The following is a 26186-nucleotide window of genomic DNA, read 5'->3' on the forward strand; positions in this document are numbered from 1 at the left end:
GCCGCCGCCGAACCGATGAGCGAGGAGCGGCATGATGGACCCCGTGCCTCCCGCCCACCCCCTGCGCCGTACGCCGATCCAGCAGCGCAGCGCCGACCGGCTCGCCCGGATCCTCGACGCCTGCGCCGAGCTGCTGGACGAGACCGGGTACGAGAACCTCAGCACCCGCGCCGTCGCCGTGCGCGCCGGCGTGCCGATCGGCTCCGTCTACCGCTTCTTCGGCAACAAGCGGGCCATGGCCATCGCCCTCGCCCACCGCAACCTGGACCGGTACGTCGACGGCATCGCGGCCCGGCTCGCCGATCTCCCGGTCACCCACTGGCGGCCCGTCGTGGACGCCGTACTCGACGAGTACCTGGCCATGAAGCGCAGCGTGCCCGGCTTCGCGCTCGTCGACTTCGGCGTGCCGGCGCCGCCGCCCGAGGGTCCGGAGTCCGACCCCAACCACGAGGTCGCCGCCCACCTGACCCAACTGCTCTCCGCACATCTCGGCCTGACGCCCGACGCCGCTCTGGAGCGGGCGGTCCTCGTCGCCGTCGAGGCCACCGACGCACTGATCCAACTGGCCTTCCGCACCGATCCCGCCGGGGACGCCGGCATCGTCGCCGAGACCCGCGCGATGATGCACGCGTACCTGGCCCGCGTACTGGACTGACTCCGCCCCGCTCCCCGCCCCGCTCCCGCCCTGACCGTCCAGACCCGGTCCCGCCGAACCCTCCCCTCCGTGCCTACCGGTCGGTATGCTCGGAGCGCCCCGCGTGCCCGTGCCGCAGCCTGCCGCCCTGGAGGGCCCATGCCCCGCACCGCCCTGCGCATCTGTCCCCTCTGCGAAGCCACCTGCGGCCTCACCCTCACCATCGAGGGCGGCGCCGTCACCGGCGCCCGCGGCGACCGGGACGACGTCTTCAGCAAGGGCTTCATCTGCCCCAAGGGCGCCGCCTTCGGACAGCTCGACGCCGACCCCGACCGGCTGCGCACGCCGCTGGTCCGCCGCGACGGCCGGCTCCGGGAGGCCACCTGGGAGGATGCCTTCGACGCCATCGCCGCCGCCGTCCCCGCACTCGTGAGGGAGTACGGTGCCCAGTCGGTCGGCGTGGCCCTCGGCAACCCGAACGTCCACACCATGGCCGGCGCCCTCTACCCGCCGCTGCTCCTGAAGGCCCTTGGCACCCGGAACCTCTTCACCGCCAGCACGCTCGACCAGATGCCCAAGCACGTGTCCAGCGGGCTGCTCTTCGGTGACCCCTTCGTCATCCCGGTCCCGGACCTCGACCGGACCGACTTCCTGCTGCTCCTCGGCGCCAACCCGGTCGAGTCCAACGGCTCCCTGTGCACCGCCCCCGACTTCCCCGGCCGGCTCAAGGCCCTGCGCGCCCGCGGCGGCACCCTGGTCGTCGTCGACCCGCGCCGCACCCGCACCGCCGCCCTCGCAGACCGCCACCTCGCGCCGCGCCCCGGCAGCGACGCACTGCTGCTCGCCGCCCTCGCGCACACCCTGCTCGCCGAGAAGCTCGCCGCCCCCGGCCGGCTGGAGGAATGGACCGAAGGCCTCGGGGAACTCGCCGCCGCCCTCGGGAGTTTCACTCCTGAGGCCGTGGCCCCCGCCTGCGACCTCCCGGCCGGCGAGATCCGCACCCTCGCCCGCGAGCTCGCGGCCGCGCCCACCGCCGCCGTCTACGGGCGGATCGGCAGCTGCACCGTCGAGCACGGCACGCTCGCCAGCTGGCTGGTCGACGTACTGAACATCCTCACCGGCAACCTGGACCGGCCGGGCGGCGCCCTCTTCCCGCTCCCGGCCGCCGGCCCGCGGCCCCGCCCCGCCGGGCCCGGCAAGGGCTTCGCGGTCGGCCGCTGGCACAGCCGGGTCAGCGGCCACCCCGAGGTCAAGAGCGAACTGCCCAGCGCCGCCCTGGCCGAGGAGATCGAGACCCCGGGGGAGGGACGGATCCGGGCCCTGATCGCCATCGCCTCGAATCCCGTCCTGTCCGCACCCGACGGCGACCGGCTCGACCGGGCGCTGGCAGGCCTGGACTTCATGGTCTCGGTCGACCCGTACCTGAACGAGACCTCGCGCCACGCCCACGTCGTGCTGCCCCCGCCGCCGCCCTCGCAGAGCGCGCACCACGACTTCGCCTTCAACGGCTTCGCCATCCGCAACCAGGTGCGCTACACCCGCGCCGCCGTCCCCCTCGAGGCGGGCCTTCTCGACGAGTGCGAGATCCACGCGCGCCTCGTCCTGGCCGTCTCCGGCCTGCACGGCTCGGCCGGACCGGAGGCCGTCGACGAACTGGCCGTACAAGGCGTCCTGGCCAAGGAGACCGCAGACCCGCACTCCCCACTGCACGGGCAGGACCCGGCGCGCCTCGCCGGCCTCCTCGCCGGCGAATGCGGCCCCGAGCGCCGCCTCGACCTGATGCTCCGATTCGGGCCCTACGGAGACCGGTTCGGCGCCGCGGCCGAGGGAGAGCTCAACCTGGAGCGGCTGCTCGCACACCCGCACGGCATCGACCTGGGCCCGCTGCGGCCCCGGCTCCCGGGCGTGCTGAAGACCCGCAGCGGCAGGATCGAGCTGCTCCCGGACCTGATCGCGGCCGAGCTCCCCGGGCTGCGCGCGGCGCTCGCCGATCGCCCCGCCGCCCTGGTGCTCGTGGGCCGCCGCCATCTGCGGTCCAACAACAGCTGGTTGCACAACGTCCCGGCCCTCACCGGAGGTTCCAACCGCTGCACCCTCCACGTCCACCCCGAGGACGCCGGCCGACTGGGCCTCACCGACGGCGGGCGGGCCCGGATCACCGCCGACGGCGGCAGCCTGGAGGTGCCCGTCGAGGTCACCGACGCCGTACGCACCGGCGTGGTGAGCCTTCCGCACGGCTGGGGCCACGACCGTTCCGGGACCCGGCTCGCGGTGGCCTCCGCCGCGCCCGGCGCCAATGTCAACCAGCTGCTCGACGGCACCCGGCTCGACCGGCTGTCCGGGACGGCGGTGCTCAACGGCTTCCCCGTCGAGCTCACACCCCTTCCCTGAGCTGGGGTTTTGCTCGTATTGCTCACGCGTGGACGTCTTGTTGGCGCAAGGAGGCGGCACCTACCTTCCCCACATGCTGACCTTCCTCGGCTTCGCCATGATCGCGACCTTCCTGGTTCTGATCATGATGAAGAAAATGTCGCCCATCGCGGCGCTCGTCCTCATCCCCGCACTCTTCTGCGTCTTCGCGGGGAAGGGCGCGCACCTCGGCGACTACGTCATCGAAGGCGTCGGCAAGCTCGCACCGACCGCCGCCATGCTGATGTTCGCCATCGTCTACTTCGGCGTGATGATCGACGTCGGCCTCTTCGACCCGATCGTGCGCGGCATCCTGCGCTTCTGCAAGGCCGACCCGATGCGGGTGGTGGTCGGCACGGCCGTCCTCGCCGCGATCGTCTCGCTCGACGGCGACGGTTCGACCACCTTCATGATCACCGTCTCGGCCATGTATCCGCTCTACAAGCGGCTCGGCCTGAGCCTGGTGGTCATGACCGGCGTCGCGGCCACGGCGAACGGTGTCATGAACACCCTGCCCTGGGGCGGCCCCACGGCCCGCGCCGCGACCGCCCTCAAGCTCGACGCCGCCGACATCTTCGTCCCGATGATCCCGGCCCTCGCGGTGGGCCTGCTCTTCGTGTTCATCCTGGCGTACGTCCTCGGCCTGAAGGAGCGCCGCCGGGTCGGCATGCTGGTACTGCCCGGCCAGGCCGAGCCGGTGACCGCCGAGGAGGAACTGGTACCGGCCGCCCCCGGCACGGCCGCCGCGGTCACCGCCACGTCCACCTCCACCTCCACCTCTGCCGCCTCCACCTCCCCCTCTGCTTCCACCTCCGCCACTTCCCCCTCTGCCACCACTCCCTCCGCCCCGCAGGGGAGCGGATCCGCCCCCACCCCCGGCGCCGCCCCCGCGGACGGTTTCCAGGGCCTCGACCCCCACCGCCCCACCCTGCGCCCGCGCCTCTACTGGTTCAACGCCGGCCTCACCGTCGCGCTCCTCACCGCGATGATCATGGAGCTGCTCCCCATCCCGGTGCTGTTCCTGCTCGGCGCCGCCCTCGCCCTCACCGTCAATTTCCCGCACATGCCCGACCAGAAGGCCCAGATCGCCGCCCACGCCGACAACGTCCTGAACGTCGCCGGCATGGTCTTCGCCGCCGCCGTCTTCACCGGAGTCCTCACCGGCACCGGCATGGTCAAGCACATGGCCGACTGGCTCGTCGCCGCCATCCCCGACGGCATGGGCCCGCACATGGCGCTCGTCACCGGACTGCTCAGCCTGCCGCTCACCTACTTCATGTCCAACGACGGCTTCTACTTCGGCGTCCTGCCCGTCCTGGCCGAGGCCGGCGCCGCCCACGGGGTGTCCCCCCTCGAGATCGCCCGCGCCTCCCTCGTCGGGCAGGCGCTGCACATGTCGAGCCCGCTGGTTCCGGCCGTCTACGTCCTCGTCGGCATGGCCAAGGTGGAGTTCGGCGACCACACCCGTTTCACCGTGAAATGGGCGGCCCTGACCTCCCTCGTCGTCCTCGCCGCGGGGATGCTTTTCGGCATCATCTGATTCCGGCCTCCCCTGGCCGCGAAAAACTACCGGCGCTAGTTTGTAGGGTGTTCGCGAGGTCAGGTCCACGCGCTGGTGCGCACTCGGGAGGAATGCCATGAAGGCCCACGACGGGATGTACATCGACGGCGCGTGGCGCCCCGCCGCCGGACCGGACCGGATCGAGGTCGTCAATCCGGCCGACGAGCAGGTCATCGCCTCGGTCCCGGCCGGCACCGGCGAGGACGTGGACGCGGCCGTACGCGCGGCCCGCGCCGCCCTTCCCGGCTGGGCGGCCACAGCGCCGGCCGAGCGGGCCGCCCTGATCGGCGCGCTCCGCGACGTGCTGCTGGCCCGCAAGGGCGAGATCGCCGAGACCATCACCGCCGAGCTCGGATCCCCGCTCGCCTTCGCGCGGACCGTCCACGTCGGAGCGCCGATCGCCGTGGCCGCCTCCTACGCCGAGCTCGCGTCCTCGTACGCCTTCGAGGAGCGCATAGGGAACTCCACCGTGCTGCTGGAGCCGGTCGGTGTGGTCGGGGCCATCACGCCCTGGAACTACCCGCTGCACCAGATCGTTGCCAAGGTGGCGCCCGCTCTCGCCGCCGGCTGCACCCTCGTCCTCAAGCCGGCCGAGGACACCCCGCTGACCGCACAGCTCTTCGCCGAAGCCGTGCACGAGGCGGGCATCCCGGCCGGAGTCTTCAACCTGGTGACCGGTACCGGCCCGGTCGCCGGGCAGGCCCTGGCCGCGCACGAAGGAGTCGACCTCGTCTCCTTCACCGGCTCGACCGCCGTCGGCAAGCAGATCGGCGCCACGGCCGGCGCCGCCGTCAAGCGGGTCGCCCTCGAACTGGGCGGCAAATCGGCCAATGTCATCCTGCCCGGGGCCGACCTGGCCAAGGCCGTCGCGGCAGGCGTGGGCCATGTCATGACCAACACCGGCCAGCGCTGCAACGCGCTCACCCGGATGCTCGTCCACCGGGACCAGTACGAGGAGGCCGTCTCGCTCGCGGCCGCCGCCGTCGCCACGTACCCCACCGGCGACCCCCGCGAGACGGGTACCCGCGTCGGCCCCGTCGTCAACGCCAAGCAGCACGAACGGGTCCGCGGCTACATCGCCAAGGGCGTGGAGGAAGGCGCGCGCCTCGTCGCGGGCGGGCCCGACGCGCCGCACGAGCAGGGGTACTTCGTCGCCCCGACCGTGTTCGCCGATGTCACACCCGACATGACCATCGCCCAGGAAGAGATCTTCGGCCCGGTGCTGTCGATCCTCCCGTACGAGGACGAGGAGGAGGCCCTGCGCATCGCCAACGGCACCATCTACGGCCTGGGCGGCGCCGTCTGGGCCGCGGACGAGGCGACGGCCGAGGCCTTCGCGCGCCGTATGGACACCGGGCAGGTGGACATCAACGGCGGCCGCTTCAACGTGCTCGCGCCCTTCGGCGGCTACAAGCAGTCGGGTGTCGGCCGCGAGCTGGGCCCGCACGGCCTGGCGGAGTACCTCCAGACCAAGTCCCTGCAGTTCTGAAGATCTGAAGACGGAGAGACGATCATGGTCCGCGCCGCCATCCTGCCCGCCGTCGGAGCCCCGCTGGAGATACGGGACATCGTGCTGCCCGATCCCGGCCCCGGGCAGGTCCGCGTGCGGCTCGCCGCAGCCGGGGTCTGCCACTCAGACCTCTCCCTCACCAACGGCACCATGCGGGTCCCCGTGCCCGCCGTCCTCGGCCACGAGGGCGCGGGCACGGTCCTCGCCGTCGGCGAGGGCGTCACCCACGTCGCCCCCGGCGACGGCGTGGTGCTCAACTGGGCGCCGTCCTGCGGGCAGTGCCACCACTGCGCCATCGGAGAGGTCTGGCTCTGTGCCACAGCGCTCACCGGGGTCGGGGCCGTCCACGCGCACGACGCGCACGGCACCGAACTGCACCCCGGACTGAACGTGGCCGCCTTCGCCGAGGAGACCGTCGTCGCGGCGAACTGCGTGCTGCCGGCGCCCGCCGGGATCCCGCTCGCCGAGGCCGCCCTGCTCGGCTGCGCCGTCCTCACCGGCTACGGGGCCGTCCACCACAGTGCCCAGGTCCGCCCGGGCGAGTCGGTGGCCGTGTTCGGGGTCGGCGGCGTCGGCCTGGCCGCCCTCCAGGCCGCCCGGATCGCGCAGGCGGGCCCGCTCATCGCCGTCGACGTGTCCCCGGCCAAGGAGGAACTGGCCCGCGCGGCCGGGGCCACCGAGTTCGTGCTCGCCTCCGACACCACCGCCAAGCAGATCCGCGCGCTCACCGGCGGGCAGGGCGCCGACGTCGCCGTCGAGTGCGTCGGCCGGGCCGAGACCATCCGCGGAGCCTGGGAGTCGACCCGCCGCGGCGGCCGCACCACGGTCGTCGGCATCGGCGGCAAGGAGCAGCAGGTCACCTTCCACGCCCTGGAGATCTTCCACTTCGCCCGGACCCTCACCGGCTGCGTCTACGGCAACAGCGACCCCGCCCGCGACCTCCCGGTGATCGCCGAACACGTCCGCGCGGGCCGCCTCGACCTCGGCACCCTGGTCACCGACCGCATCACCCTCGAGGACATCCCGGCCGCCTTCGACGCCATGCTGGCGGGCACGGGCGGGCGCTCCCTGGTGCTCTTCTAGCCCTCGCAGGCCTCGCTGGCCCGCGCCGCGGTGATCGACTCGGTGTCCTCGTGCGTCAGGTGGTCCCCGTCTCCCGCAACGCCTCGTACTGGAGGGCCAGCCCGTCCAGCAGCGCCGCCAGGCCCGTCTCGAAGGCGCCCTCGTCCACCTCGTGCTGCCGCTCGGCCAGCAGGTGGGCCTGGCCCAGGTGCGGGTAGTCCGCCGGGTCGTATGCCGCGCGGTCGTCCACGAAACCCCGGGCGAAGGAGGCCATCGCCGAGCCCAGGATGAAGTACCGCATCAGCGCGCCGATCCGGGTCGCCTGGGACGGGGGCCATCCGGCAGCCGTCATCCCGCCGAACACCGCGTCCGCCAGCCGCAGTCCCGCCGGGCGACGGCCCGGCCCGCGCGCCAGCACCGGCACGATGTTCGGATGGTCCGACAGGGCGTCGCGGTACGAGTGCGCCCACGCGCGCAAAGCCGCCCTCCAGTCCCGGTCACCGTCGAACATCGACAAGTCGACCCGCGCGCTCACCGAGTCCGCCACCGCGTCCAGGATCTCGTCCTTGGTGCGGAAGTGGTTGTAGAGCGAGGGCCCGCTGACCCCGAGCGCGGCCGCCAGCCGCCGCGTCGAGACGGCCTCCAGCCCCTCCGCGTCCACCAGCGCGCCGGCCGCCTCGACGATGCGGTCCCGGCTGAGAAGGGGCTTGCGCGGTCTGGCCATGCGCCACATAGTAGGGCCTGCCCGCCATAAACTACCGGTGCTAGTTAACGGGGCCGGTTCCCACCCGGAGGTGCCTGGTGAATCTGGAGCTGAGCGAGGAGCAGAGCGCCGTACGCCGGCTCGCCCGGGAGTTCACCGAGCGCGAAGTCGTCCCGTACGCCGCCGAGTGGGACCGCGCCGAGAGCGTGGACCGGGCCATCGTGAAGAAGCTCGGCGCGCTCGGCTTCCTCGGACTGACCGTCCCCGAGGAGTACGGCGGCTCCGGCGGCGACCACCTCGCCTACGTCCTGGTCACCGAGGAGCTCGGCCGCGGCGACTCCGCCGTGCGCGGGATCGTCTCCGTCTCCCTCGGCCTGGTCGCCAAGACCATCGCCGCCTGGGGAACCGAGGAGCAGAAGCACGCCTGGCTGCCCCGCCTGTGCTCCGGCGACGCGCTCGGCTGCTTCGGACTGACCGAACCCGGCACCGGATCCGACGCCGGCAGCCTCACCACCCGTGCCCGGCGCGCGGGGGACTCGTACGTCCTCGACGGAAGCAAGATGTTCATCTCCAACGGCACCTGGGCCGATGTGGTGCTGCTCTTCGCCCGCACCAACGAGGAGCCCGGCCACCGCGGAGTCTCCGCCTTCCTCGTCCCCACCGACACCCCGGGCCTGACCCGCCGCGAGATCCACGGCAAACTCGGCCTGCGCGGCCAGACCACCGCCGAACTCGCCCTCGACGGCGTCCGCGTACCCGCCTCCGCGATGCTCGGCCCCGAGGGCAAGGGCTTCTCGGTCGCCATGTCCGCCCTCGCGAAGGGCCGGATGTCGGTCGCCGCCGGCTGCGTCGGCATCGCGCAGGCGGCACTGGACGCGGCCGTCTCGTACGCCGCCCAGCGCGAGCAGTTCGGCAAGCCGATAGCCCAGCACCAGCTGGTCCAGGAGCTCATCGCCGACATCGCGGTCGACGTGGACGCGGCCCGGCTGCTGACCTGGCGCGTCGCGGACCTGATCGACCGCGGCCGGCCCTTCGCCACCGAGTCCTCCACCGCCAAGTTGTTCGCCTCCGAGGCCGCGGTGCGCGCCGCGAGCAACGCCCTCCAGGTGCACGGCGGTTACGGATACATCGACGAGTACCCGACCGGCAAGCTGCTGCGCGACGCCCGCGTGGCGACCCTGTACGAGGGCACCAGTCAGATCCAGAAGCTGCTCATCGGCCGTGCCCTGACCGGAGTTTCAGCCTTCTGAGCCGATCTCCCGAGCTGCCCTCCCCGAGCCGCGCTTCCGGGCAGGCCTGAGTAAGTACCGGGATGAGTACGTACGCGGATGTGCTCCGCCGCCTTGCGCCCGATGCTCGACCCATGAACGAGACACCGGTCAAGCAGCAGAGCACGGGGGCGTACTACGGCCAGGCCGTCGCCTCCTTCGGCATCGCCATCGGCGCCGTGGCCGTGGGGATCTACAACATGGAGGTGGACGGCTGGGTCCGCGCCTTCCTCGGCATCGCGGTGCTCTACCTCACCACCTCGGCCTTCACCCTCGCCAAGGTCATCCGCGACCGCCAGGAGGTCACGCAGATCGTCAGCCGGGTGGATCAGGCCAGGATGGAGAAGCTCATGGCCGAGTACGACCCCTTCTCGCCGAAGTAGCCGGCTCGGCACCCTAAGCGCTTGCTCACCCTCCGGTAGGGTGTTCACTCCCACACGGTGAAGAGGTGAGTGAGCGATGGACAGCGCGGAGGAGACGGTCGGCGGCTACCAGCCGTGGTCCGAGGTCACCCCCGACGCCGCACGGCGGCTGCTCGTCGCCGCCGTCGACGCCTTCGCCGAGCGCGGGTACCACGCCACCACCACACGCGACATCGCTGGCCGGGCCGGTATGAGCCCCGCCGCGCTCTACATCCACTACAAGACCAAGGAAGAGCTGCTCCACCGGATCAGCCGGATCGGCCACGACAAGGCCCTCGAGATCCTGACCACGGCGGCCGACGGTCCCGGCGGCGCCGCCGAGCGGCTCGATGCCGCCGTGCGGTCCTTCGTACGGTGGCACGCGGCGCATCACACCACCGCGCGCGTGGTCCAGTACGAGCTCGATGCTCTCGCTCCGGAGCACCGCTCCGAGATCGTGGCGCTGCGCCGGCAGAGCGACGCCGCCGTGCGCCGCATCCTCTCCGACGGGGTCGCGGCAGGGGAGTTCGACGTCCCCGACGTGCCGGGAACCACCCTCGCCGTCCTGTCGCTGTGCATCGACGTGGCCCGCTGGTTCAACGTGGCCGGGCAGCGCACGCCCGACGAGGTCGGCGCGCTCTACGCCGACCTCGTGCTCCGCATGGTGGCCGCGCGACAGCGCCCTCAGAAGTAGTAGCGCGACACCGACTCCGCCACGCACACCGGCTTGTCGCCGCCCTCCCGCTCGACCGTGACCGTGGCCGTGACCTGTACGCCGCCGCCCGCCTCCGCGACCTCCGTGAGCACGGCGGTGGCGCGCAGCCGCGAACCGACCGGCACCGGCGCCGGAAAACGCACCTTGTTCGCCCCGTAGTTGAGGCCCATCCGCATGCCCTCGACCCGCATGACCTGCGGCACCAGGGTGGGCAGCAGGGACAGCGTCAGATAGCCGTGCGCGATGGTGGAGCCGAAGGGCCCGCTCGCCGCGCGCTCCGGGTCCACGTGGATCCACTGGTGATCGCCGGTGGCGTCCGCGAAGAGGTCGATCCGCTTTTGGTCCACCTCCAGCCACTCGCTGGGACCGAGCGGCTCGCCGATCCCGGCGCGCAGTTCCTCGGCGGACGTGAAGACCCTCGGCTCGGCCATGCCCTGCTCCTGCCTCTCGCGGACAACTGACGACTGACTGCTGACTGATCGATCGGCTGACTGATTGATCGGCTGACTGATGTGGCGACGAATAAGCGCTTGCTCAGCATGCTGGGACCGTATGTGTATGTCAACGGACCGCCGACTACCCTCGGCCGGGTGCCGCAGATTCCCGAGAACATCCACGAGCTCACCGTGGGCCAGCTGTCCGCCCGTAGCGGCGCGGCCGTCTCCGCGCTCCACTTCTACGAGTCCAAGGGCCTGATCAGCAGCCGCCGCACCTCCGGCAACCAGCGCCGCTACACCCGCGACGCCCTGCGCCGGGTGGCCTTCGTGCGCGCGGCCCAGCGCGTGGGCATCCCGCTGGCCAGCATCCGCGAGGCACTGGCCCAGCTCCCCGAGGAGCGCACCCCCAACCGCGAGGACTGGGCCCGCCTCTCCGAGGCCTGGCGCACCGAACTCGACGAGCGGATCACCCGACTCGGCCGCCTGCGCGACCACCTGACGGACTGCATCGGCTGCGGCTGCCTCTCACTGGAGACCTGCGCGCTCTCCAACCCGGACGACGCCTTCGGCGAACGGCTCACCGGCTCCCGGCTGTAGGCGGTGCAACGGCTGGAGCGGCGGCCGGATGTGCGGCGACGGCGACCGCAGCGGGTGTCTCCCGCCCCGGAAGCAGTTCCAGCGCCGCCGCCACCAGTTCGGCATTCGACCGCGTCGGCCGCCCGTCCGGCAGGCGCATGACGTCTCCTACGCCGGTCCGCGCGCCCGTACCGCACCGTGCGGCCAGCCGCAGTACCGGCCAGGCGGCCGCCTCCCGCCCGTACAGCACCACCGCCACCGGCGGCAGCCCGCGCAGCCCAGCCACCAGAGCCGGATCGGCCTCCGCGAGCTCGGCCACGAGCCGGACCCGCCCGGGATCGCGCACCGGCCAGGCCAGGAACCGCGCCATCGGCTCCGGCCCGGCCCGTCCGCCCAGCGGCACCACCGCGTCCACCGCGACACCCCGCGCCAGCAGGGCCTGCGCCAGCTCCCCGGCCCCCGGCTCCGCGAAGTGCACCACCGCCCGGTCCGGCAGCACGGTCCAGGAGCGCACCCGCTCCAGCCGCCCCCCGGGATCGGGCTCGGCCCCGATGCTCGCGCACACCGACAGGGGTACGCCGACCCCGGCGCGCCGCAGCACGTCCAGCACCGGCCCGACCACGCGCGGCGAGAGGCTCTCCCGCCCGCACGGGGTCCGCGGGTGCACCAGTACCTCCCCGGCCCCGGCGTCGACCGCCCGCGCGGCCGACTCCGCCAGATCCTCCGGCGACATCGGCACGGCCGAGCCGTCCGCGGCGCTCCGGGAGCCGTTCAGGGACACCGACACCGACACCGACACCGACACCGACACCGACACCGACACCGACACCGACACCGACACCGACACCGACAGCGGCACATGCACAGGCACCGAAACCGTCACCGGCACCGACAGCGGGCGCTTCACGCGGCCCCCGCCGAGGGGGTGTCCGCCAGGGCCGGTCTCGGCACCACGATCCCGCAGCCCGCGCACACCGGCCCGTCCCATGCCCACGCGCCCTCCCAGGGGCCGACCGGAGCCACCGCCGGCCACCGCAGCTCGGTGTCCCCGCAGACCGGGCACGCCGTCCCCGGCTCCGACTCCAGCGCCCGGACCAGCCGCCGCAGCACCTCGCCCAGCGCCCCCTCCGGCCGCACTCCCGGATCGGCGCACCGCACCACCGCGTCCCCGCTCCCGCCCCACGCCCACTCAGGCCGGCGCAGCCCGTGGTGCTTCTCGCGGCGCCGCCGTTCCGCGAACTGGCGCTCGTACTCCAGCCAGACCGCCCGCGCGTCCTCCAGCTCCTCCAGTGCGGCCACCAGCCGCAGCGGATCGGCTCCCCGGTCCTCGGGGGCGATCCCGTGCCGGTCGCACAGGTGCCACCACGTGGCCCGGTGCCCGTACGGCGCGAACCGCTCCAGACAGCGGCGCAGCGAATGGCGCCGCAAGGCCCGGTCGTTGCGCGCGTCGCGCACCTGGTAGGCCAGACTCCGGAATCCCGCCATCACACCATCACCTCCGCCGATGTGCCCAACATGCCCGGCCGGGGCCGGGCGCATGCGGGGGCGGTCGAGGCGTGCGGGTGGCACATGGCCGGAAGTCAGCGCCCCATGCGCCCCGCGGCCACCACCACCCGGGCCAGTTCGGCATGGCAGATGTCGCTGTGCGCCCCCGAGGGGGCTCCGCCGCGCCGGACCACGGAGCCCGCGTCCACACTGACGCAACCGGCCGCGGGCACCCCCTCGCGCAGGACGGTGTCGAGGCTCAGCCGCGGCGCACCCGGCACGGCCTGCACCCCGTCGTGCCCGATCGCGCCCCACCGCTCGTCGAAGCCGAGCAGACCGGCCGAATCCCCTGCCATCCGCGAGGCCAGCGGATAGAACACCTTGAGGGCCGAGTCGTGCGGGGAATGGCAGGCCACCACCGGTCCGTCGACCCTGCGCTGGAGGCCGCGCAGGGCGCCGCCGCTGCCCCTGTCGTGCGGCAGCCGGTCGGCGAACGCGTAGTGCGAGAAGGCGCCCTGGAGCAGGGTCACGGATTTCACGTACCGGGCTCCGTCCGGCACCGCGCGCAGCGAGAAGGACACCACGCGCGCCCCGAAGCTGTGTCCGATCAGGTGGAAGCGCAGCGCCGGGCGGCCTCCCGCCAGCTCCGCCAGCACCGGGCCGAGGCCGCGCTCGCCGACCACCCCCGCCCGCTTCTTCATCTTGTAGTACGTCGCCTGCCGCAGCAGTTCCTTGGCGCCGCCCCACAGGCCGCGCAGCCCGCCGCCGACGCTGAGGCCCGGCTCGCCGGTGCTCGCGGCCGGCGCGCCCGCCTGGACCAGGGCGTGGGTGAGGGCCCGGCACACCTCCAGCACGTCGTCCGTGAAGATCCGGGGCACTGCCGGCACCGCCGCCGTGGACACCGCGTCCAGCCCGGCCAACTCCCGTACGAGCGCACCGAACTCGATGAAGGCGTCCGCCGAATCCGGCCGCTCCTCCAGCAGTTCCGCCACCCGCTCCAGCTCCGCCCGCCGCCCCGGCCAGAACTCCCCCAGCGCCTGGCGGGTGACGGGGTCCAGGGCCGTACCGAAGCCGGGTGCCGCGAGTGCGCCGGGCGCCTCGAAGTCCGGTATCGGCTCGTCGGAGAACCGCATCGCGGGCCATACGACACCCACGTAGCCCAGGCGTACCTCCGGCCCCACCAGTCCCGGGAAGGGGGCGAAGAACCGGTCGTAGAGCCGGGTCGCGGTGGACCGGTCGCTGTTCCAGCCGTGTGCGAAGACCAGCAGGTCCGTGGCCTCCATCCGGGCCACCGCTCCCTGCGTGGCCCGGTCCACGTCCCCTTGGGAGTCGAAGGTCAGCTCCGCGTACGGCCCGACGCCGATCCCGCCGGCGACCGCGGCCCCGAGCCCGCTGGCCAACGTGGCGCCGACCCCGCCGGCGACCGTGGCCCCGAGCCCGCTGGCGAACTCGGCCCCGGGCCCGAGCGCGATCCCGGACCCGGCCCCCGCCCCGCCCCCGATGCCGGCCCCGTTCCCCGTCCCGTTCCCCGATCCGCCACCGATCTCCGCCATGACGTCCCCCTTCACACCGCGCCTCCGGTGCAGTCAGCATCCTGCTGCCGCGCCCGCCCGGCCAGCCCCCTGACGCGGTGGGCTCACGCGTAGAGCAGGTACTCCCGGCGCACCGCCTCGAACCGCGCCAGCCCCGCCGCCCAGTCGCCCGCGATCTCCTCCACCCCGGCCCCCGCGTCCACCAGCCTCCGCACCCGGTCCGAGCCGGTCAGCCGGTCGATCCAGTGGTCCGCGCGCCAGCCGAATCCGCTCCACGACCGCCGCGCGGTGACCAGCAGCCCGATCCCGGCCCGTACCGGGTCGAAGGCCTCCCGGTCGTGCACGATCAGCCGGACCCCGCCGCACACCTTTCCCACGTGCTTGGAGAAGGCGGGCGTGAAGTACGCCTCCCGGAACCACACCCCGGGCAGCCCCAGCGCGTTCGCCGCCTCCGCCCACCGCCGGTCGATCCCCTCCGCGCCCACCACCTCGAAGGGCGTGGTCGTCCCGCGCCCCTCCGAGAGGTTCGTCCCCTCGAACAGGCAGGTGCCGGCGTACGCGAGGGCCGTGTCGGGAGTGGGCATGTTCGGGCTCGGCGGCACCCAGGGCAGCCCGCTCTCCTCGAAGAAGGACTCCCGCCGCCACCCGGACATCGCCACCGTCCGCAGCCTGACCGGTCCCCGTGGAAACGATGCGCCGGTCAGGAACTCGCCGTTGAAGAGCCGGGCCAGTTCAGCCGCCGTCATCCCGTGGGCGAGCGCGATCGGCTCCCGGCCCACGAAGCTCGCGTACGGCCTCTGCAGCACCGGCCCCGCGGCCCGCCGGCCGCCCACCGGATTCGGCCGGTCCAGCACCACCACCGCCTTGCCGGCGAGCGCGGCCGCGCGCATGCAGTCGTAGAGGGTCCAGATGTAGGTGTAGAAGCGCGCCCCGACGTCCTGGATGTCGAAGACGACGGTGTCGATCCCGGCCGCCGTGAACACGTCCGCGAGCCGCTGCCCGCTCTTGTCGTACGTGTCGTACACCGGCAGCCCGGTCGCCGGATCCCGGGAGGACCCCTCGGAGCCCCCCGCCTGCGCGGTCCCGCGGAAGCCGTGCTCGGGCCCGAACACCGCGATCAGGTCCACCCGTTCGTCCGCGTGCAGTACGTCGACCAAGTGCCGGGCGTCGGGCGTGATCCCGGTGGGATTGGTGACCACCCCGACCTTCTGGCCGGCCAGTACGGCGTACCCGTCCGCGGCGAGCCGCTCGAAGCCGGTACGCACCCGGCCCGCGGCCCGCGGCGCGACGGCCGCGACCCCCTCTGCCGCTGCGGGAGCTGAGAGCGGCCCGGCGGCCCCGGCGGCCCCGGCCGGCCCGGCCGCCCCCGCCCCCAGGGCGCCCATCGATCCCACGGCCCCCGCCAGCCCCAGCACCACCCCGCGTCGCGACAGCGTCATCCGGCCACGCTACGAGGCGCCCCCCTTCCGCCCGGACATACCGACTGGTTAGTCTGCCCGCCATCGGCACATGAGCCATCCGGCATCCGGCCGCACGAGAGGTGATCCCCGTGAGCGCGTACCAGGACCAGCGAGTCGTCGTCACCGGCGCGGGCGGCGGAATCGGCGCCGCCCTCGCCCACCGCTTCGCCGCCGAGGGCGCCACGGTGGTGGTCAACGACCTCGACCCGGCCAGGGCGGCCGCGGTGGCGGGCGGGATCGGGGCCCGGGCGATCCCGCTGGCGGGCGACGCCTCGGCGATCGTGGACGAGGCCCGCGAGGCCCTCGGTGGGACGGTCGACGTCTACTGCGCCAATGCCGGACTCGCCTCGGGCGGCGACGCCTTCGCGGACGAGTCCGTCTGGGAAGCGGCCTGGGACACCAACGTCATGGCCCACGTCCGCGCCGCCAGACTGCTGCTGCCGGACTGGCTGGAGCGGGAGAGCGGCCGCTTCGTGTCCACGGTCTCCGCCGCCGGGCTGCTGACCATGATCGGGGCGGCCCCGTACAGTGTCACCAAGCACGGTGCGCTCGCCTTCGCGGAATGGCTCTCGCTGACCTACCGCCACCGCGGTGTCCAGGTCCACGCCATCTGTCCGCAGGGGGTGCGCACCGACATGCTGACCGCCGCGGGCTCGGCGGGCGAACTCGTCCTCGCGCCGACCGCGATCGAGCCGGAAGCGGTCGCGGACGCGCTGTTCGACGGCATGGAGAAGGGCCGGTTCTTGATCCTCCCGCACCCCGAGGTCGCCGACTTCTACGCCGCCCGCGCCACCGAACCGGACCGCTGGCTGAGCGGCATGAACCACCTCCAGCAGAAATGGGAGACCCGGTGACCCCCTCGTACGCCGCCAAGCCGTGGCTGGGGCTGCTCGCCCCGGCCCAGCGCGCGCCCGTAGCACCGCCGCCCACCGTGCTGCACGCCTTTCGCGAGGCCGTCGCCAAGGCCCCCGAGCGCACCGCGCTGGCCTACTTCGACGGCCGGATCGGCTACGCGGAGGCCGACGCGCTCTCCGACTCCGTGGCCGGCCACCTCGCGGCGCGGGGCATCGGCCGCGGGGACCGGGTCGCCGTCATGCTGCAGAACACCCCGCACTTCGTGTTCGCCGTCCTCGCCGCCTGGAAGGCCGGGGCCGTGGTCGTCCCGCTCAACCCCATGTACAAGTCGGGCGAGGTCGGGCACATCCTGCGCGACTCCGGGGCCGTCGCGCTGGTCTGCGACGGCCGCGCGTGGACGGCGTACCTGCGCGAGGCCGTGCAGGGCAGCGCCGTGCGGACCGCCCTGACCACCTCGGACCTGGACTTCCAGACCCGCAACGACCCGCGCCTCTTCGGCCCGCCCCCCGCGGCGGCCCCGCCCCTCACCGCCCCAGATCCCGCGGCCCCCGCGGCCGGTCCCGCCGCCCCCGCAGCTGGTCCCGCGGCCCCCGCGGCCGATCCCGCCGCCCTCACGGCCGGTCCCGCGGCCCCCGCAGCCGTTCCTGCGGCCCCCGCGGCCGATCCCGCCGCCCTCACGGCCGATCCCGCCGCCCCCGCAGCCGATCCCGCCGCCCCCGCAGCCGATCCCGCGGCCCCCGCAGCCGACCCCGCCGCTCCCACGGCCGGTCCCGCCGCCCCCGCGGCCCGTCCCGCCAGCGCCCCCTCGGGCCCCGACGTCGCCGACCTCGCCGCCGTGGCCCGCCAGGGGCACCCCGCGCCGGACGGGCCGCACCTCACCGCCGCCGACACCGCCCTCATCAGCTACACCTCCGGCACCAGCGGCACCCCCAAGGGCGCGATGAACCCGCACGGCGCGCTCACGTACAACGCCGTACGGCAGGTCACCTCCCACCCCCTCCCCGAGGGCGCCACCTACTTCGCCCTCGCGCCCCTCTTCCACATCACCGGCATGGTCTGCGAGCTCGCGGCCTGCCTCGCCAACGCCGGCACCCTGGCCCTCGCCCACCGCTTCGACGCCGGCGTCGTCCTCGACGCCTTCCTCGAACACCGCCCCGCCTACACCGTCGGCCCGGCCACCGCCTTCATGGCCCTCGCCGCCCACCCCGGCGTCACCCCGGACCACTTCGCCTCGTTCGAGGTCGTCTCCTCCGGCGGCGCCCCGCTCCCGCCCGCGCTCGTCGAGCGCCTGCGCGCCGCCTTCGGCTTCTACCTCCGCAACGGCTACGGCCTCACCGAGTGCACCGCCCCCTGCGCCAGCGTGCCCGTGCACCTCGAAGCCCCCGTCGACCCCGCCTCCGGCACGCTCTCCGTGGGCCTGCCCGGCGCCGACACCGTCGTCCGCATCCTCGACGAACAGGGCGCCGAGGTGCCCTTCGGCGAGACCGGCGAGATAGCCGTCCGCGGCCCCCAGGTCGTGCCCGGCTACTGGGGCCTGCCCGCCGACACCACCAAGGCCTTCCCGGACGGCGAACTGCGCACCGGTGACGTCGGATTCATGGACCCGGACGGCTGGCTCTACGTCGTCGACCGCAAGAAGGACATGATCAACGCCTCCGGCTTCAAGGTCTGGCCGCGCGAGGTCGAGGACGTGCTCTACACCCACCCCGCCGTCCGCGAGGCCGCCGTGGTCGGCGTCCCCGACGCGTACCGCGGGGAGAGCGTCAAGGCGTACGTGAGCCTGCGCCCCGGCACCTCGGTCGAACCGGAGGAGCTCTCCTCCTACTGCGCCGCGCGCATCGCCGCGTACAAATACCCGCGCCAGGTGGAGATCCTGCCTGTCCTTCCGAAGACGACCAGTGGCAAGATCCTGCGACGGGAACTGCGCGACCGCGGCTGAAAACAGTCGGACGGTCGTACAGCTGGTCGCAGTGACCAGGCAGGAACAAGGAAGGGAAGGTCAGCGCCATGGCGGCCAGGACCACGGAACCCGCAGGCACGCACGAAGCCCCGGTACCGCAGCGGCTGCTGGCCGTCGCCACCCGGCTGTTCGCCGAGCGCGGCTACGACCGCACCTCGGTCCAGGAGATCGTCGAGGCGGCCGGGGTCACCAAGGGCGCCCTCTACCACTACTTCGGGTCCAAGGACGACCTGCTGCACGAGGTGTACGCGCGGATGCTGCGCCTGCAGCAGCAGCGGCTCGACGCGGTGGCCGGATCCGACGCGCCCGTCGAGGAGCGGCTGCGGGCGGCGGCCGCGGACGTGGTCGTCACCACCATCGAGAACCTCGACGACGCGATGATCTTCTTCCGGTCGATGCACCAGCTCAGCCCGGAGAAGTTCAAGCAGGTACGGGCGGAGCGCAGGCGCTACCACGAGCGCTTCCGCGCGCTGGTCGAGGAGGGCCAGCGCACGGGCGTGTTCTCCAGCGCCACCCCCGCCGACCTGGTGGTGGACTACCACTTCGGGTCCGTGCACCACCTGTCCACCTGGTACCGGGCGGACGGCCCGCTCACCCCGCAGCAGGTCGCCGACCACCTCGCCGACCTGCTGCTGCGCGCGCTGCGCCCGTGAGGGAGTCCAGCGCGGGGTACCGGGCGGGGGCTGCACAGGACGAGGTCGTCGAGGCGGCGGCGGGCCGCGCCACCGCCCCTCCCGTCTGAGCCGGGATCAGAGGGCCTCAGCCCAGGTACGGCTTCAGCTCCCGCCGTGCCAGCGACCGCTGGTGCACCTCGTCCGGCCCGTCGGCCAGCCGCAGCGTCCGCGCCGCCGCCCACAGCTCGGCCAGCGGGAAGTCCTGGCTCACCCCGCCCGCGCCGTGCAGCTGCACCGCCTGGTCCAAGATCCCCACCACGGCCCGCGGGGTCGCGATCTTGATGGCCTGGATCTCGGTGTGCGCGCCCCGGTTGCCGACCGTGTCCATCAGCCAGGCCGTCTTCAGCACCAGCAGCCGCAGCTGCTCCACCGTGACCCGGGCGTCGGCGATCCAGTTCTGTACGACGCCCTGGGCGGCCAGTGGCTTGCCGAAGGCGGTACGTTCCACCGCCCGCCGGCACATCAGCTCGATGGCCCGCTCCGCCATGCCGATCAGCCGCATGCAGTGGTGGATGCGGCCCGGGCCGAGCCGGGCCTGGGCGATGGCGAAGCCGGTGCCCTCCTCGCCGATCAGGTTCGCCGCCGGGACCCGCGCCCCGTCGAAGACCACCTCGGCGTGGCCGCCGTGCTCGTGGTCCTCGTACCCGTACACCGTCATCGCCCGGCGCACCTCGACCCCCGGGGTGTCGCGGGGGACCAGGATCATCGACTGCTGGCGGCGCGGATCGGCGCCGTCCGGGTCGGTCTTGCCCATCACGATGAAGATCTTGCAGTCCGGGTTCATCGCCCCCGAGATGAACCACTTGCGGCCGGTGACCACGTACTCGGCCCCGTCGGCGGACCGCTCGATCCGCGTCTCGACGTTCGTCGCGTCCGAGGACGCGACCTCCGGTTCGGTCATCGCGAAGGCGGAGCGGACCTCCCCGGCCAGCAGCGGCTCCAGCCACTGCTTCTTGTGCTCCTCGCTGCCGAACTGGGCGAGCAGCTCCATGTTCCCGGTGTCGGGGGCCGCGCAGTTGGTCGCCATCGGCGCCAGGTGCGGACTGCGGCCGGTGATCTCCGCCAGCGGGGCGTACTGGAGGTTGGTCAGCCCGGCGCCGTGCTCGACGTCCGGCAGGCCGGGCTGCTTCGCAAGGAAAAGGTTCCACAGGCCCTGGCGGCGCGCCTCGGCCTTCAGTTCACCGAAGACGGCCGGGGTGTCCCAGGGCGAGGCCAGCCGCGCGCGCTGCTCGGCGGCGACGGGCTCCGCCGGATAGACGTACTCCTCCATGAACGCGAGCAGTCGCTCGCGGAGTTCCTCGGTCCGGGCGTCGAATGCGAAATCCATGGGTGCGTGCCTCAGCCTTCGTGGAGGTTCTGGAGGTCCTGGAGAGTGGTCAGTCCGTGCTCGATGAAGACCGGAACCAGCTCGCCGATCCGGTCGAAGCCCGCACCGACGGTCTGCCCGAGCGTGTAGCGGTAGTGGATGCCTTCGAGGATCACCGCGAGCTTGAACCAGGCGAAGGCCGTGTACCAGGCGATGGCGCCGGTGTCCCGGCCGGAGCGGGCGGCGTAGCGCTCGACCAGCTCGGCGGGCGTCGGATGGCCCGGCGCCCCGCTCGTCGTGCTGACCGGAGATTCGGTCAGGCCCAGGTCCGAGCTGTACATCACGAGCAGCCCGAGGTCGGTCAGCGGATCCCCGAGCGTGGACATCTCCCAGTCCAGCACCGCCCGGATCGTGTCGTCCGGGCCGCCGATCAGGACGTTGTCGAGCCGGAAGTCCCCGTGCACCACGGTCGCGGCGGGGGAGTCGGGCAAGGTCCGCCCGAGGGCGCCGTGCAGCTCGTCGATCCCGGCGAGCTCCCGGCCCCGGGAGGCCGCGAGCTGCTTGCCCCAGCGGCGCAGCTGCCGGTCGAGGAAGCCCTCGGGCCGGCCGAAGTCGCCCAGCCCCACCGCCTCCGGGTCCACCGCGTGCAGCTCGACCAGGGTGTCCACCAGGCCGAGCACCGCCCGCCGGGTGCGCTCCGGGCCGATGGCGGCGAGCTCGCCGGCCGTCCGGTACGGGACCCCGTCCACGTACTCCATCACGTAGAACGGCGCCCCGAGCACGGCCTCGTCCTCGCACAGCAGCACCGGCTCGGGCACCGGCACGGCCGTGCCGTGCAGCGCCTCGATCACCCGGTGCTCGCGCCGCATGTCGTGCGCCGTGGCCAGCACGTGGCCCAGCGGCGGCCGGCGCACCACCCAGCGGGCGGTCCCGTCGGTGATCTCGTACGTGAGGTTCGACCGGCCTCCTTCGATCAGCCGGCCGCGCAGCGCCCCGGCCACGAGTCCCGGCCGCGCACGGTCGAGATGACCGCGCAGCCGCTCCAGGTCCAGGCCGCGCGGGTCGGCTGGGGCTGAGGTCATGGTGCGCACCTCCGTGCGGAGTCGTCGAGGGAAGAGCGGCGGTACGTCGACGCACCGCCGCAAGACATCATGCCGACCAGTCGGTATGCCGTCCAGAGCGCGGGCCGAAGGAAAACCCTCCGCCCGGCGACGTCACGCGTGACAGAGGATCGGCGTTCCGCCGTTCATCACCGTCATGTCCCTCAGGACCGCCAGGATGTCCAGCGCCGCGCCCTCCGGTTCCCCGGCCAGTTCCGCGTACGCCCGGTGCACGTTCGCCACCAGCCGCTCGCTCTCCCGCCACGCGGCGAACTCGCCGAGATCGGCCTGCCGGGCCACCTCCAGCGGGGTCAGCCCCTTCGCCCGCCCCTCCCGGGCGAGTTCGGCCACGTACCGCAGATAGCGCTCGGTGGTCTCGTAGGCTGAAGAATCGGTCAGGGGCCCGTGACCCGGTACGACGGTCTCCGCGTCCAGTGAGCGCAGCAGCTCCAGCGCCCGCAGGGAGCCGGCGAGCGAGCCCATCGCCAGGAACGGCGTCCCCCCGGCGAAGATCAGGTCGCCGGTGAAGACCACGCGCTGCCGGGGCAGCCACACGATCGAGTCCCCGGTGGTGTGGGCGACACCCGGGTGGATGACCTGCACCTCCGTCCCGCCGACGTGCAGGGTCACCCGGTCGCTGTACGTCAGATCGGGAGCGGTGATGTCTATCGCGCCGAAGTCCGTCGCGGGCCAGATCAGCTCCAGTTGGTGCCCGGCGGCGAGTTGCTCGGCCCGCGCGTTGTCGTGCCCGAGGATCAGCGCCCCGGGGGTGAAGACGCCGTTGCCGTACGTGTGGTCGCCGTGGTGGTGGGTGTTGACGACGGTGCGGGGGAGCGGCACCCCGGCCGCCGCGACCGCCTCGCGCAGCGCCAGGGCCCGCCGCTCGGTGGCGGCGGTGTCGATGAGCAGCGTCCGGTCTCCGTCGCTCACGAAGCCGGCGTTGTTGAGGCACCAGCCGCCGTCCGGCTGGACATAGGCGTACACTCCCGGCGCGGGCTGGACGACGTAGGGCTCTTCGACGGGCATCTGCGCTCTCCCCGGGTCGCTTTGACGGTCGGTCGGCATCCTGCCAGCCGTCGCCGCGCCGGGGGAGAGCGGGTGCGATTCCTGACCGGACCTTCAGTCAGGGGTGGCGCCGGTCGGTGAGGGCGCCTGTTTCGTGAGGCGCCGGTCAGTGGTCGTCGTAGTGCCCGTCGTGCTCGGCGTGCCGGTGCCCGTCGTGCACGTAGTCCACGTGGTCACCGTGCCGGACCGCGTCGTGCCCGCAGTCCGCGCTGTGGGCGTGCGTGTGGCCGTCGTGCGCGGTGTGCCCGGTGGGCTCGCACTCGTCCCAGTGCCCCGAATGCTCCCTGTGCAGGTGCCCGTCGTGCGCGTAGTCGACGTGATCGCCGTGCGAGAGCGCCCGGTGCCCGCAGTCCGGGCCGTGGGTGTGCTGGTGCGTGGGGTGTTCCAGGTGCAAGGTCGTCATGGGGGCGAGATTAGTGCGGATCACCCGGTATCGCCCGTTCTGTCCGAGTGGCGCGGCAGGCGGAGCAGAATCCTCCGACCGGCTCAGACGATCACGGCCATCGCGAACACCGCCAGGCCCACCGTGCACGCCACCGCCGCCAGGGCCGCCCCCGGCGCGAGCCCCGGCGGCCGGCCGACCGCCAGCGCCCGGATCCGCCGGTGCGCGACCCACAGGAACACCAGCCAGACCAGCGCGATGACCGCCGCCCCGGCCACCTCCAGCGGAGCCCCGGCCCCGCGCAACGCCTGCCGCAGCGCGAGCACCGCCACCACCGAGGAGGCCAGCGTCGTACGCCGCCACGCGAGCCGGGTCCGCTCGGGCTGCAGTCCGGCATCACGGTCCATGCCGGAACGGCTCACCGCCCCGCCGTCCAGCCCAGCAGCACGACCGCCACCATCGTCACCGCGACCAGCCCCACGCCCACGCTCAGCACCACCGGGAACCGCGACAGCGGCAGATCCTCACCCCGCCGCATCGCCCGCTCGCACCGCACCCAGTGGTTCACCGCCCGCAGCGCGCAGGCCGCACCCACCGCGAGCAGCGCGAAGGCCATCCCGACCCGCACCCCCCACCGCAGGTCCGGCAGGAACTGGTCGACCGCGAAACCGCCGCCCACCAGGGCCAGCGCGGTCCGGATCCAGGCCAGGAAGGTCCGCTCGTTGGCCAGCGAGAAGCGGTAGTCGGGGGTCTCGCCCTCGTCCCTGAGCCGCGATGGCACGAACCAGAGGCGCACGTCCTTGACGAAGTCGATCACCCGCTCAATCTACTGGCCGCGCTCCCGGAACTCCCGCAGTCGCCGGTACGCCTCCAGCCCGTCCGGCACCCAGGCCCACCCCCCGCCCTCGATCCGCCGGTCCAGCTCCTCCTGCGTGAGGTAGGTGTGCCAGTCGACCTCCGACACCTGCGGGGCCACCGGCAGCTCGCACCGCACCTCGTGCACGTACGACCACCAGGCCCCGCCCGGACCCTCGTACAGGAACTTGAACAGCGGCGCGGGCTGCGGCAGCCCCCGCACGCCCAGCTCCTCCTCCGCCTCCCGCAGCGCGGCCTGCGCGTAGCTCTCGCCGGCGCCCAGCACCCCGCCCACGAACATGTCGTAGTGCGAGGGGAAGACGAGCTTCGACGCGGTCCGCCGGTGTACGAAGATCCGCCCCTCCGCGTCCCTCGCCTGCACGAACACACAGCGGTGGATCAGCCCGCCGGCATACACCTCGCCGCGCGGGGCCCGCCCCACGACCCGGTCGTCCCGGTCCACCACGTCCAGTACTTCATCAGCGGCACTCACACAGGTCATCCAACCACCGCTGTTGACTGGTTACCGCTCCGTAGCCAAGGATCTGCCCCACCACCGACGGAGGACGGGTACACGCATGACGTACGACGCAGACGCGATCGTGATCGGAGCCGGGCTCGCGGGTCTCGTGGCCACCGCCGAGCTCGTCGACGCGGGCCGCAAGGTCATCCTGCTCGACCAGGAGCCGGAGCAGTCCATCGGCGGTCAGGCGCACTGGTCCTTCGGCGGGCTGTTCTTCGTGGACTCGCCCGAGCAGCGCCGGATGCGGATCAAGGACAGTCACGAGCTCGCCCTCCAGGACTGGCTGGGCACCGCCGGATTCGACCGCGAGGAGGACGCCTGGCCGCGCCGCTGGGCCGAGGCCTACGTCGACTTCGCGGCCGGGGAGAAACGCTCCTGGCTGCACGCGCGGGGCGTCCGCTTCTTCCCCGTGGTCGGCTGGGCGGAGCGCGGCGGCTACGACGCCAACGGCCACGGGAACTCCGTCCCCCGCTTCCACATCACCTGGGGCACCGGCCCCGGCCTGGTGGAGCCCTTCGAGCGGCGCGTCCGGGCCGGGGTGGCCCGCGGCCTGGTCCAGCTGAGGTTCCGCCACCGGGTCACCGGGCTCAGCGCCACCGCCGGCGCGGTGGACACCGTGACGGGCGAGATCCTGGAGCCCTCCGGCGCCGTACGGGGCACCGCGAGCAGCCGCGAGGTCACCGGGGCCTTCTCCCTGCGGGCCCAAGCCGTGATCGTCACCAGCGGCGGCATCGGCGGCAACCACGACCTCGTACGCGCACAGTGGCCCGCCCGCCTCGGCACCCCGCCGCAGCGGATGCTCTCCGGGGTCCCGGCGCACGTGGACGGCCTCATGCTCGGCATCGCGGAGGCGGCCGGCGCCAGCCACATCAACAAGGACCGGATGTGGCACTACACCGAGGGCATCGAGAACTGGAATCCGATCTGGGCCCGGCACGGCATCCGCATCCTGCCCGGCCCGTCCCCGCTGTGGCTGGACGCGACCGGCAAGCGGCTGCCCGTACCGCTCTTCCCGGGCTTCGACACCCTCGGCACCCTCGACCACATCATGAGGACCGGCCACGACCACACCTGGTTCGTGCTCAACCAGCGCGTGATCGGCAAGGAGTTCGCCCTCTCCGGCTCCGAGCAGAACCCGGACCTCACCGGCAAGTCCATCCGCGACGTCATCACCCGCGCGCGCCAGGCCGTGCCCGCCCCGGTCAAGGCCTTCATGGACAACGGCGCCGACTTCGTCGTCGAGCGGGACCTGTCCGCCCTGGTGCGCGGAATGAACGCGGTGACCAAGGAGGACCTCCTCGACGAGGCCACCGTCCGGGGCGAGATCGTGGCCCGCGACCGGGAGATCGCCAACCCCTTCACCAAGGACCTCCAGGTGACGGCCATCCACGGCGCCCGCAGGTACCTGGGCGACAAGCTGATCCGCACGGCCGCCCCGCACCGGATCCTCGACCCCGGCGCCGGGCCGCTGATCGCGGTACGGCTCTCGATCCTGACCCGCAAGTCCCTGGGCGGACTGGAGACCGACCTCTCCTCACGCGTCCTGACGGAGGCGGGCGAACCACTGCCGGGCGTCTACGCGGCCGGCGAGGCGGCCGGATTCGGCGGCGGCGGAGTCCACGGCTACCGGGCCCTGGAGGGCACCTTCCTGGGCGGGTGCGTCTTCTCGGGACGCGCGGCGGGCCGCGCCGCCGCCGGGGCGATCGGCTGACG

At 73.3% G+C, this 26186-nt stretch carries 26 protein-coding genes; 13 read left to right on the plus strand and 13 right to left on the minus strand.

Going from position 1 to position 26186, the window contains the following annotated elements:
* Positions 1 to 34: 34 nt before the first annotated feature.
* From ACZ4TV_RS13265 to ACZ4TV_RS13285, 5 genes are all read left to right on the plus strand, one after another.
* A complete protein-coding gene (locus tag ACZ4TV_RS13265) occupies positions 35 to 655 on the plus strand; it encodes a TetR/AcrR family transcriptional regulator (protein WP_468133880.1) in 621 nt (206 codons plus the stop codon).
* A gap of 138 nt (positions 656 to 793) precedes the next feature.
* Entirely contained in the window at positions 794 to 3025 is a 2232-nt protein-coding gene (locus ACZ4TV_RS13270; RefSeq protein WP_468133882.1) for a molybdopterin-dependent oxidoreductase, read from the plus strand.
* Positions 3026 to 3098: 73 nt separating this feature from the next.
* Positions 3099 to 4583, plus strand: a complete 1485-nt coding sequence (locus tag ACZ4TV_RS13275) for a CitMHS family transporter (RefSeq protein ID WP_468133884.1) — start codon at positions 3099 to 3101, stop codon at positions 4581 to 4583.
* A gap of 97 nt (positions 4584 to 4680) precedes the next feature.
* The gene (locus ACZ4TV_RS13280; protein ID WP_468133886.1) at positions 4681 to 6093 is read left to right on the plus strand and encodes an aldehyde dehydrogenase family protein; all 1413 of its coding nucleotides are present in this window, start codon (positions 4681 to 4683) and stop codon (positions 6091 to 6093) included.
* 24 nt (positions 6094 to 6117) lie between these two features.
* Positions 6118 to 7197: a Zn-dependent alcohol dehydrogenase gene (locus tag ACZ4TV_RS13285; RefSeq protein ID WP_468133888.1), complete on the plus strand. Its 1080-nt coding sequence runs from the start codon at positions 6118 to 6120 to the stop codon at positions 7195 to 7197.
* Positions 7198 to 7252: 55 nt separating this feature from the next.
* On the opposite strand, the gene ACZ4TV_RS13290 is transcribed toward ACZ4TV_RS13285, so the two are convergent.
* Positions 7253 to 7909, minus strand: a complete 657-nt coding sequence (locus ACZ4TV_RS13290; protein WP_468133890.1) for a TetR/AcrR family transcriptional regulator — start codon at positions 7907 to 7909, stop codon at positions 7253 to 7255.
* Between the two features lie 68 nt (positions 7910 to 7977).
* Here ACZ4TV_RS13290 and ACZ4TV_RS13295 point away from each other — a divergent pair, with 68 nt between their 5' ends.
* The 3 genes from ACZ4TV_RS13295 to ACZ4TV_RS13305 all read left to right on the plus strand — a co-directional run bounded on the left by ACZ4TV_RS13295 (position 7978) and on the right by ACZ4TV_RS13305 (position 10242).
* Positions 7978 to 9129: an acyl-CoA dehydrogenase family protein gene (locus tag ACZ4TV_RS13295; protein WP_468133892.1), complete on the plus strand. Its 1152-nt coding sequence runs from the start codon at positions 7978 to 7980 to the stop codon at positions 9127 to 9129.
* 113 nt (positions 9130 to 9242) lie between these two features.
* Positions 9243 to 9530 (plus strand): YiaA/YiaB family inner membrane protein, encoded by a 288-nt coding sequence (locus ACZ4TV_RS13300; RefSeq protein ID WP_468133894.1) that lies wholly within the window; start codon positions 9243 to 9245, stop codon positions 9528 to 9530.
* Positions 9531 to 9606: 76 nt separating this feature from the next.
* Entirely contained in the window at positions 9607 to 10242 is a 636-nt protein-coding gene (locus tag ACZ4TV_RS13305; protein ID WP_468133896.1) for a TetR/AcrR family transcriptional regulator, read from the plus strand.
* Here the strand turns inward: ACZ4TV_RS13305 and ACZ4TV_RS13310 are convergent.
* Positions 10233 to 10694: a MaoC family dehydratase gene (locus ACZ4TV_RS13310; protein WP_468133898.1), complete on the minus strand. Its 462-nt coding sequence runs from the start codon at positions 10692 to 10694 to the stop codon at positions 10233 to 10235. The two genes, ACZ4TV_RS13305 and ACZ4TV_RS13310, sit on opposite strands and share 10 nt — an antisense overlap.
* Before the next feature lie 159 nt (positions 10695 to 10853).
* Here ACZ4TV_RS13310 and soxR point away from each other — a divergent pair, with 159 nt between their 5' ends.
* The gene (gene soxR, locus ACZ4TV_RS13315; RefSeq protein WP_468133900.1) at positions 10854 to 11297 is read left to right on the plus strand and encodes a redox-sensitive transcriptional activator SoxR; all 444 of its coding nucleotides are present in this window, start codon (positions 10854 to 10856) and stop codon (positions 11295 to 11297) included.
* Here soxR and ACZ4TV_RS13320 read toward each other — a convergent pair.
* The 4 genes from ACZ4TV_RS13320 to ACZ4TV_RS13335 all read right to left on the minus strand — a co-directional run bounded on the left by ACZ4TV_RS13320 (position 11278) and on the right by ACZ4TV_RS13335 (position 15732).
* Entirely contained in the window at positions 11278 to 12147 is an 870-nt protein-coding gene (locus ACZ4TV_RS13320; RefSeq protein WP_468133902.1) for a 3-keto-5-aminohexanoate cleavage protein, read from the minus strand. The two genes, soxR and ACZ4TV_RS13320, sit on opposite strands and share 20 nt — an antisense overlap.
* 32 nt (positions 12148 to 12179) lie before the next feature.
* Positions 12180 to 12761: a hypothetical protein gene (locus ACZ4TV_RS13325; protein WP_468133904.1), complete on the minus strand. Its 582-nt coding sequence runs from the start codon at positions 12759 to 12761 to the stop codon at positions 12180 to 12182.
* Positions 12762 to 12856: 95 nt separating this feature from the next.
* Positions 12857 to 14314 carry a serine-threonine protein kinase gene (locus ACZ4TV_RS13330; protein WP_468133906.1) on the minus strand — a complete coding sequence of 486 codons (1458 nt, stop codon included), beginning with the start codon at positions 14312 to 14314 and terminating at the stop codon, positions 12857 to 12859.
* Between the two features lie 83 nt (positions 14315 to 14397).
* Positions 14398 to 15732 (minus strand): exo-beta-N-acetylmuramidase NamZ family protein, encoded by a 1335-nt coding sequence (locus ACZ4TV_RS13335; protein ID WP_468133908.1) that lies wholly within the window; start codon positions 15730 to 15732, stop codon positions 14398 to 14400.
* 101 nt (positions 15733 to 15833) lie between these two features.
* On the opposite strand from ACZ4TV_RS13335, the gene ACZ4TV_RS13340 reads away from it, so the two are divergent.
* From ACZ4TV_RS13340 to ACZ4TV_RS13350, 3 genes are all read left to right on the plus strand, one after another.
* On the plus strand, positions 15834 to 16607 hold the full coding sequence (locus tag ACZ4TV_RS13340; RefSeq protein ID WP_468133910.1) for an SDR family oxidoreductase: 774 nt from the start codon (positions 15834 to 15836) through the stop codon (positions 16605 to 16607).
* Positions 16592 to 18547, plus strand: a complete 1956-nt coding sequence (locus tag ACZ4TV_RS13345; protein WP_468133912.1) for a class I adenylate-forming enzyme family protein — start codon at positions 16592 to 16594, stop codon at positions 18545 to 18547. Before ACZ4TV_RS13340 ends, ACZ4TV_RS13345 begins: the two co-directional genes overlap by 16 nt.
* A gap of 68 nt (positions 18548 to 18615) precedes the next feature.
* A complete protein-coding gene (locus ACZ4TV_RS13350; RefSeq protein WP_468133915.1) occupies positions 18616 to 19221 on the plus strand; it encodes a TetR/AcrR family transcriptional regulator in 606 nt (201 codons plus the stop codon).
* A gap of 106 nt (positions 19222 to 19327) precedes the next feature.
* Here ACZ4TV_RS13350 and ACZ4TV_RS13355 read toward each other — a convergent pair whose 3' ends face one another.
* From ACZ4TV_RS13355 to ACZ4TV_RS13385, 7 genes are all read right to left on the minus strand, one after another.
* The gene (locus ACZ4TV_RS13355; protein WP_468133917.1) at positions 19328 to 20569 is read right to left on the minus strand and encodes an acyl-CoA dehydrogenase family protein; all 1242 of its coding nucleotides are present in this window, start codon (positions 20567 to 20569) and stop codon (positions 19328 to 19330) included.
* 11 nt (positions 20570 to 20580) lie between these two features.
* Positions 20581 to 21630 (minus strand): phosphotransferase family protein, encoded by a 1050-nt coding sequence (locus ACZ4TV_RS13360; RefSeq protein WP_468133919.1) that lies wholly within the window; start codon positions 21628 to 21630, stop codon positions 20581 to 20583.
* A gap of 132 nt (positions 21631 to 21762) precedes the next feature.
* Positions 21763 to 22674 carry an MBL fold metallo-hydrolase gene (locus ACZ4TV_RS13365; protein ID WP_468133921.1) on the minus strand — a complete coding sequence of 304 codons (912 nt, stop codon included), beginning with the start codon at positions 22672 to 22674 and terminating at the stop codon, positions 21763 to 21765.
* A 145-nt stretch (positions 22675 to 22819) separates the two neighbouring features.
* Positions 22820 to 23116 (minus strand): hypothetical protein, encoded by a 297-nt coding sequence (locus ACZ4TV_RS13370; protein WP_468133923.1) that lies wholly within the window; start codon positions 23114 to 23116, stop codon positions 22820 to 22822.
* Positions 23117 to 23199: 83 nt separating this feature from the next.
* The gene (locus ACZ4TV_RS13375) at positions 23200 to 23502 is read right to left on the minus strand and encodes a DUF202 domain-containing protein (RefSeq protein ID WP_468133925.1); all 303 of its coding nucleotides are present in this window, start codon (positions 23500 to 23502) and stop codon (positions 23200 to 23202) included.
* Positions 23503 to 23513: 11 nt separating this feature from the next.
* Positions 23514 to 23912, minus strand: a complete 399-nt coding sequence (locus ACZ4TV_RS13380) for a YidH family protein (RefSeq protein ID WP_468133927.1) — start codon at positions 23910 to 23912, stop codon at positions 23514 to 23516.
* 9 nt (positions 23913 to 23921) lie between these two features.
* Entirely contained in the window at positions 23922 to 24443 is a 522-nt protein-coding gene (locus tag ACZ4TV_RS13385; RefSeq protein ID WP_468133930.1) for an NUDIX hydrolase, read from the minus strand.
* A gap of 85 nt (positions 24444 to 24528) precedes the next feature.
* On the opposite strand from ACZ4TV_RS13385, the gene ACZ4TV_RS13390 reads away from it, so the two are divergent.
* Entirely contained in the window at positions 24529 to 26184 is a 1656-nt protein-coding gene (locus tag ACZ4TV_RS13390) for an FAD-binding dehydrogenase (RefSeq protein WP_468133932.1), read from the plus strand.
* Positions 26185 to 26186: the final 2 nt, after the last annotated feature.

This window comes from Streptomyces sp. NPDC028910, assembly GCF_055564955.1.